Consider the following 7414-nt stretch of genomic DNA (forward strand, 5'->3'; position numbering starts at 1 on the left):
CCCCATGCCCATCAAGCTAAGGGGGACAAGAGGGTATATGTGAATGTGTTTTTTGAAATTTTTACGACTACACTAAAGGTGTGCATAACAAATAAACCTATTAAATAGGTGTTTTTAAAAATATTATGCAACTTGGAAACCTTGTGACAACGTACAATCATACACAACACCTAAGATATCAAAGACTGTTTTCTTTTCATACCGGTGAGATTTTCGTCCGTTTTTTTCTAACTGGTAAAACAAACGCAATAAAATTTTTAATAATTCATGGATGCCCTTCTTTAGTCCCTCATAAAACAATAGATAATAATTCTTTATCATATAGATGGATTTGTATTCACTCAGCTCTTTCTTTTTCTTATCTAAGAGTAACTGACGCATTTTGAACATCGTCGATGAACAGAGTAAAATACTAATGAGTTGCCCATATAAATGGCATTCTAAGCGTTCTTTCTTAATTTCTTTGCACCTGTCAATTTTAAAAAAAGATTTCCATGTTTTGAACAAAATTTCAATTTGCCAGCGTAATGAATACAAGTCATGGATATGTTCCGTTGGAACATTTTCTGTAGAAAGATTCGTAATATACACGTTGATCCCACTCAACCGTTTACTTCGTTCTTTGTAGGTAATACCTTTCTTTTTTTCTTTTTTGGCTTGTTCCTTCAACCTTTTCTCTGTTTGTTCTTTTGTTAATCGATGAATAATAACACGAGCTGGTAATTTTTGATACTGTCCAATGTATGCCTCTGAAATCTCCATTGTTTGACCAGGGGACAATTGATTCATGATTTCTTCCATATCTAACTGAATATAGAGTGACCCTTTCTTCAGGGTCCCATTTCGAAAATACTCTGGCCTATCATTCTTACGATAGATTCGAGAATTTAATTTCAAACGTGAGATATAGTAAGCTCCTTTATCATGGATATTCTGTAAATCATGTAAGTCAAAATAGCCTAAATCTCTTATATACAAGTTTTTTGGTCGAATGGTTTGTAGGCTTGTTGAACCAAAGGCTTTATCATTTTCTCTTCCTTCTCCTACATAAACGTGCAGGAACTTCCCACTCAATAAGTCATACTCTAATTGAATTTTGACTCCTGCCGTATGGCTACTTCCACCCGAACCTTGATAATGTGAAGAAAATATATCTGGAAGCTGAAATGTTGTAGAATCTAGAATCCGAATGTGCTTAAAGGTCGTGGTGTATTGATGAATTATTTCTTGTGTTGAATGAATTCTTTGAGTTAGAAGTTTAGCTAGAACTTGTTCAAGAAACTGTACTGCGGAAGCATTAAATCGTTGGTTAAGCCCTTCAGGGCTGATAAGAACACCTGTAGATACTTCAAGACAGCTACATAATTGTGTGAGTGATGTACTTGCAACCTGTTGGCTAAGCCATACACATAAAGCAACTAATTCCTTTGCTTGATATTTACTCTTTCGATGAACGAATCCTATTTCTTTAGCTAAGTGCTCTAGAACATGGGGAGACATATATTGTTGTAATTCTTCAGCAATCGGTTGAAGTTCGTCAAGAATCGGAAGATCCATAAAAAAACGCCATCCTTTCCTATAATTCTACAAAAAGGATAACGTCTTTTTTTCTTTATGAATAGTGCAAAACCTTAGCTTGATAACGATGTGGCGGTACCCCATGCAAATTAATTTAAGAATTCAGGATTTTCCTAAAATGAAAAAATGAGGTTTTTTGTCACAAGTCAGCACAAAATTTCGTTTGGTTATTTGTTTTTTGGGGTTGATGAAGACGTGTTGCTACTCCTGTAAAGGTAGTACCAAGTAACTAATAAATTATGCCTGTTTTATATAATTTTCGCAAATCACTTTGACTCATTAATTGTTATCATTATAAAATAATATAAGGATATATTTTACTAGCAGTTATATGTTTTGGTATATCCTTTTTGTAATTATAAGAAAGAAATTTAAGTTAAGACTGAAACAATAAGTTAGGAAAACTAAACTACGCAGCAGACAATGCAAAAACTCATGAAGGTCTGTCTATTGTTGAAGAAAAGAATTACTAAGAGAAAAAGGGGATAAGTTTAAAATGAATATTAATAAATCATTTAAGGGTATCGCAATAGCAGGGTTAAGTGTTAGTTTCATGCTAGTAGGTTGCACATTAAATACATATGGACTTACACAGTCAGAGTATAGAAAAGTAGATAAGTATTATGATGCAGATAAAATGGTATCTGACCTAAAGAAATTACACTATAGTGATGAACAGATTGAAAATCAACTAAGAAACGCCTTGTCTAGAATTGAGTATGAAAAGGGAAGTAAGGAAGACGAATCAAGTAGTAAAGAAAGTAAATCAAATGTATCAGACACAGAAGGTGAAAACAAGGTAAAAGTATCTGAAGAAGATTACCCTTATCGTTTGACTGAACTACACTTAGAATTCCAGTATCATTTAAAAAAATTAGAAAAGAAAACTGATGAATTATTTACAAAAGAGGGTGTCTACATAGGTGAGATAGATTCCTTAATTAGTCACATTAGTTTGGACATAAACCGTTTTGAAAAAATCAAACCACCTAAAAAGTATGAAGACTACCAATTTTTAATACAAGAAGGGGTAGAAGAGATTAGAAAACACCTAATAAAAATAGAAGATGCAGTTAGACAGTATGATGCCCGTAAGTATGATGGTGAATATGATAAGGATAAAGCAAAAGAAAGCATACAAAACGGTATGTTTGGGATAGATGATGGTGTTTCTAAATGGGAGACAGTATTTAATGGGATAAACGAGAAATACCCTGATGTAGAGCAAAAGGTAAAGGAAGAGAACCAGAAACATGCGAAAGAGGGTCATCGTGAGGAAGATTTAAACGACAAAGTTAGTGGTTCAGAAGTTGATAAATACATAGCAGCCATCGTAGAAAATACAAATAAGATGGATGAAGTTATGAGAATGATACAAAATATAGGGCATTCAGATATAAAGGATTATGAGTCAAAGAAAAGTGAAATCCAATTGAGTTTGGATATGGCAAAAATACACGTAAGAGACATCAAATACCTTGAGGCACCTAAAGGGTTAGAAGTTGAACAAAAAAAGATAAAGCAGGCAATGGATAATTACTGGAATGCTCTGCAATTACTCTCAGATGCATTAGAAGAACAAAATGATAATAAGTTGGAACAGGCAGAAAACAAAGCAGAACAGGCAATGAAACTATTTAAAAAAGCAACTGAGAGTATTAAAAGTAAAACGAACTAATCATGAAAATGGGCATATGGCGGTAGCCCTATTGCAAATTAACAAATAAAAAAGATAAGATCTGAGATTAGGATCTTATCTTTTCACAAAGAGAAATATTTTGCAAAATATCTTATTATTCAATTTCTTGTTTCCTCTAATGCTTTTCTTCTTGGTTAAACATCTATTGCGTCATACCCAAATATGTACACTTGATTAGCCAATAGTTGCCTTATACGTTATATAGGCTAAAATAACGGAAAGGTTTACTCTGATAAAATCCAAATGACTACAAATATTCCTGTAACCGCCGCAGCTCCAAAAAATCCTAACAACATTTTCCCATAAGTACCAGTAACAACTTCTTTTAAATCTGCTTTTGCCTTTTTCTTGTCTTCTCCTGTTGAAAAGAGATAACTAATAAAATGTACGACTAGTGAAACTAATGCCGCGATTATTTCTATCATTACTTATGTACCTCCCTAATATATGCGAACTATTAATTAGCCAATAATTGTCTTATACATTATATCAGCTAGGGTACATGCAAATATAACAAATTATTTGTATAACTTATTTTTAAAATGGATATATTAAAAAAATATACCTAATAATTCCTTGGCGTACGAAATTCTTGTTATGTTGGCAGGACCCCATCGCTATCAAGCCAAGAAAATATAACTACCCCCAGAACAATATTTTATGCTAATTTGTAATAAAAAAGCTCATTTTTTCGTTTTGGGGCTGATTTGTATTCTTAAGTTGATGGGCATGGGGAAGTTCCCCAATAGCCCTAATATTAAAGTAAGTGCCCAAGCGACTAAAGTTAGCATCATAATCCAAAGAAAGAGAATGATGAATTTACTTGTAATAAAGCTAATGCGCGACACGGGGATAGTTAGTAAATTTTTCAGTGTATCTTCTGTATATTCGCGGGTAAGCAAATAAGCAACCACTACTCCATATAAGGGGAATCCTATAACTAAAGTAGTATATAAGTTAACGTCAGTGAATAATTGATCGAACCAAATAGTTGGAGTTGGCTGTTTTGTTTTTATATGTATATAAGAGGCTACTACAACTAAGAAAGGTGCGACACCAGCACCAATAATGCTAATTAAAAACATATTAGAGCGTTTTAGTTTTAAGAGTTCTGTATAGAGTAGATTAACCAATTGTTCCACCTCCAACTAGTTTGGTGAAATAATCTTCTAGTCTATCTTCGCTTATCATCATTTTTAATACTTCAATATCGTTAAGAACGAACGTTCTGTTTATGTATCCTTGTTGTCCAAAATGAGAGTAAATACGAATATTTCCTTCATCATGTACTTCATAATCAAAAATTTGAAGATGATTTTCTAATAACATCACAGCTTTATCGTCATTATTCACTTGAAACTCTATGTACTTACGGTTTGCTTTGCGCAGCGTATCAAGAGAAACTTCTTCTAGTAACTTTCCTTCATGAATAATTCCGATACGATCGACTAACTGTTCTACCTCGGCTAATATGTGACTAGAAATCAGTATTGTTATATTTCTTTCTTGAGCTAAAGAATGAATAAGTTTTCGCATTTCTTTAATACCAATAGGGTCTAGTCCGTTAGTTGGTTCATCTAATATGAGTAGCTCAGGATAATGGAGAAGAGCACGTGCAATTCCTAAGCGTTGCTTCATTCCTAAAGAATACTTTCCTACTAACTTTTTTGTCTCATGCTGCAAGCCTACTATTTCTAATGCTTCTTCGATAGCATTCTTTTTGTGAACCCCAATTATCTTTGCGTTAATTAGTAGGTTTTCTTTTGCAGTTAAGTTTTCATAAAATCCTGGAACTTCAACTATAGAACCAATTCTGCTTAAAATATCTTTTTGATTTTGGAATAAGTTCTCTCCGAATATTTCAATCGTTCCACTTGTAGGTTTTATAAGACTAAGCAGCATACGAATGGTTGTTGTTTTACCAGCACCGTTGCGGCCTATGAAGCCATAAATCTCTCCTTGTTGAACATTAATATTTAAATTATCTACGGATTTTTGATTGCCATATACTTTAGTAAGGTTAGTCGTTTTTATAATTGTATTTATAGGAGACACCTGCTTTCTATAAGTTCTTACTTACATCATAAAAAGGAAGGCTTAACTGCATATTAATCATTTCTTAACTATTTCTTAAAAGTATTGTGTTTTGGAATAGAAAAGCCAAAAGTAGTTCGTTTCCATGGAGTACTTTCAACCCATATATGCCCACCATTTTTTTCAACGAGTGCTTTAGAAATAGAGAGTCCGAGACCGCTACCACCAAATGAAGAGTTTCTTGATTGTTCGCTTCGGTACATTCGCTCAAATATGTTTTGTAAATCATGTTTTTGAATACCAGGGCCTTGATCCCAAATATGAAGTTTGTATTCTGCATCAGCTTCTAGCAGTTCGACTCCTATTGTTTTCCCATCCTTTCCGTAATAAATTGCATTTTTCATTAAATTACCGATAATCCGCATAATGCTTAGATGATCTGCGATGATAGGACAAGTAGAATCTGGTATGAGAATTTGCAGTTCGATGTTATGTTTTGAGAGCTCAGGTAAAAATTCAATCAAAACTTCTCTAGTAACTTCAGAAAAGTCGAGTTCTTCTTCTTTTAGTGGAAATTCATTAGCGTCTAGCTTCGCCATATTGAATATTTCATCAACTAGGTGCTTTAAGTTATTTGATTTCATATAGAGTATTTTAAGATATTCTTGTTTTTCTATTTCAGAAGCAGCAACTCCGTCTTTCAAAGCATCTATATATCCGATAATGGAGGTGAGTGGTGTTCGTATATCGTGGGAGATACTAGACAAAAGTTGTTTTCTGGATTCCTCGGATCTTTTGGCTTCAATCTGAACCTGCTCTAATTTAGCTATTAGCTCGTTTATTGAAAAAACGATATTATGTAATGAGTGGTCATTGCTTGTGAATAATCTCGTTTGTAAGTTTCCTTTTAGTACACGACTTAATTTAGTATCCATTGCTTTACGATGTTGAATGAATTGTATTCTTGCAAAGAAGAGATAAATTGTAATTAAGATAAGGATAATAAATAAAGACATTTTTAATCTTGGGCCCATTTGTATGTTTAAAATCCCGCAAATGATAAGTTGTAATGAAATAAGGAAGAGGGTTTTATCAGTCTTCAAGCTTTTCACCTACAAACTTATAACCAATTCCCCATATAGTCTGAATAAATTTTGGATTGGAAGGGTCAATTTCTATTTTCTTTCTAAGTTTTCGAATATGTACCATAACGGTATTGTCATCTTCTATATAATTATCGTCCCACACATTTCGGAAGAGCTGTGTTTTTGTAAATACTTGCCCTGGGTTTGAAGTAAAGAATTTTAACAGTTCCAATTCTTTTCCGGTCAAGCTAATTTCTTCTTTGTTTGTATGAACTGTGTATGTATTTAAATTGATAGTTAGTCCTTTAAAAGATAAAGTTGTTTTTTCTTGAGCAGTATTGTTACTTCCGAGAACTAAAAAACGCCGCATAAGAGCTTTTACTCGTGCAATTACTTCGTGAATGCTGAAAGGTTTCGTAATATAATCATCAGCACCAATGCTTAAACCTAAAATTTTATCAACTTCGTGATCTTTAGCTGTGAGCATTAATATAGGTACGTTAGTTTTATCTCTAAGTTTTTTACATACCTCGATTCCATCTATTTTGGGCATCATAAGATCTAATATAACGAGGTTATATTTATTTTGATTAAATAAATGCAAGGCTTCTTCGCCGTTGATTGCAGTGTCTACCATGTATAATTCTCGTTCTAAATATATTTTTAATAAATTTCGGATTTCTTTATCGTCGTCTGCTATAAGGATACGTATATCTTTCATATCTTCACCTGCTTCTAATAGAGTTTTATTGATAGTACAATAACTCTCTAATTATATACTAGTATTTGTTAAAATAAGGTTGCTAGTTTTGTTGGAGGAAAACGTCCACACAAGTTAAGTCTAGAGTTCAAATTAACTTGAATATATTTGGAAAAATAAATTAAAGAGAAGCAGAAGGTGTGCTCCGATAATGAAATCCTATAGAGACGTATCTAGCTAAAAGAGCATAAAAATATTAAATTGAAATTCTTTATAAAAAGGTGTTGACGATTATACTTTAGAGGTGTAATATAGAAT

Annotated in this window: 6 protein-coding genes and 1 pseudogene; 1 reads left to right on the forward strand and 6 read right to left on the reverse strand. The window is 32.9% G+C overall.

What is annotated here, in order from left to right:
* Positions 1–123: 123 nt before the first annotated feature.
* Positions 124–1557, reverse strand: coding sequence for an IS4 family transposase (locus ACQGS6_RS19740; RefSeq protein WP_000365467.1), 1434 nt, complete (start codon positions 1555–1557; stop codon positions 124–126).
* Between the two features lie 517 nt (positions 1558–2074).
* On the opposite strand from ACQGS6_RS19740, the gene ACQGS6_RS19745 reads away from it, so the two are divergent.
* Positions 2075–3256, forward strand: coding sequence for a DUF7018 domain-containing (lipo)protein (locus ACQGS6_RS19745; protein ID WP_426965461.1), 1182 nt, complete (start codon positions 2075–2077; stop codon positions 3254–3256).
* Between the two features lie 245 nt (positions 3257–3501).
* On the opposite strand, the gene ACQGS6_RS19750 is transcribed toward ACQGS6_RS19745, so the two are convergent.
* The 5 genes and pseudogenes from ACQGS6_RS19750 to ACQGS6_RS19770 all read right to left on the reverse strand — a co-directional run bounded on the left by ACQGS6_RS19750 (position 3502) and on the right by ACQGS6_RS19770 (position 7117).
* Complete coding sequence (locus ACQGS6_RS19750; RefSeq protein WP_000569755.1) at positions 3502–3702, reverse strand: hypothetical protein; 201 nt, start codon at positions 3700–3702, stop codon at positions 3502–3504.
* Between the two features lie 306 nt (positions 3703–4008).
* A pseudogene (locus ACQGS6_RS19755) lies at positions 4009–4410 on the reverse strand (ABC transporter permease); the annotation flags it as partial.
* Positions 4403–5332 carry an ABC transporter ATP-binding protein gene (locus tag ACQGS6_RS19760; protein WP_000074581.1) on the reverse strand — a complete coding sequence of 310 codons (930 nt, stop codon included), beginning with the start codon at positions 5330–5332 and terminating at the stop codon, positions 4403–4405. The gene ACQGS6_RS19760 and the pseudogene ACQGS6_RS19755, both read right to left, overlap by 8 nt.
* A 68-nt stretch (positions 5333–5400) precedes the next feature.
* On the reverse strand, positions 5401–6414 hold the full coding sequence (locus ACQGS6_RS19765; RefSeq protein WP_000845333.1) for a sensor histidine kinase: 1014 nt from the start codon (positions 6412–6414) through the stop codon (positions 5401–5403).
* Positions 6404–7117 carry a response regulator transcription factor gene (locus ACQGS6_RS19770; RefSeq protein WP_000651991.1) on the reverse strand — a complete coding sequence of 238 codons (714 nt, stop codon included), beginning with the start codon at positions 7115–7117 and terminating at the stop codon, positions 6404–6406. The genes ACQGS6_RS19765 and ACQGS6_RS19770 overlap by 11 nt, the downstream gene beginning before the upstream one ends.
* Positions 7118–7414 lie beyond the last annotated feature (297 nt).

The sequence above is a fragment of the Bacillus sp. GMs2/2 genome, from assembly GCF_050172095.1.
In the GTDB taxonomy this organism is placed as follows: Bacteria; Bacillota; Bacilli; order Bacillales; family Bacillaceae_G; genus Bacillus_A; species Bacillus_A cereus.

What these genes read in the sequence shown, in the direction of transcription:
- ACQGS6_RS19745 (WP_426965461.1), top strand. Translation starts at nt 2,075, where the DNA reads ATGAATATTAATAAATCATTTAAGGGTATCGCAATAGCAGGGTTAAGT.
- ACQGS6_RS19740 (WP_000365467.1), bottom strand. Translation starts at nt 1,557, where the DNA reads ATGGATCTTCCGATTCTTGACGAACTTCAACCGATTGCTGAAGAATTA.
- ACQGS6_RS19750 (WP_000569755.1), bottom strand. Translation starts at nt 3,702, where the DNA reads ATGATAGAAATAATCGCGGCATTAGTTTCACTAGTCGTACATTTTATT.
- ACQGS6_RS19770 (WP_000651991.1), bottom strand. Translation starts at nt 7,117, where the DNA reads ATGAAAGATATACGTATCCTTATAGCAGACGACGATAAAGAAATCCGA.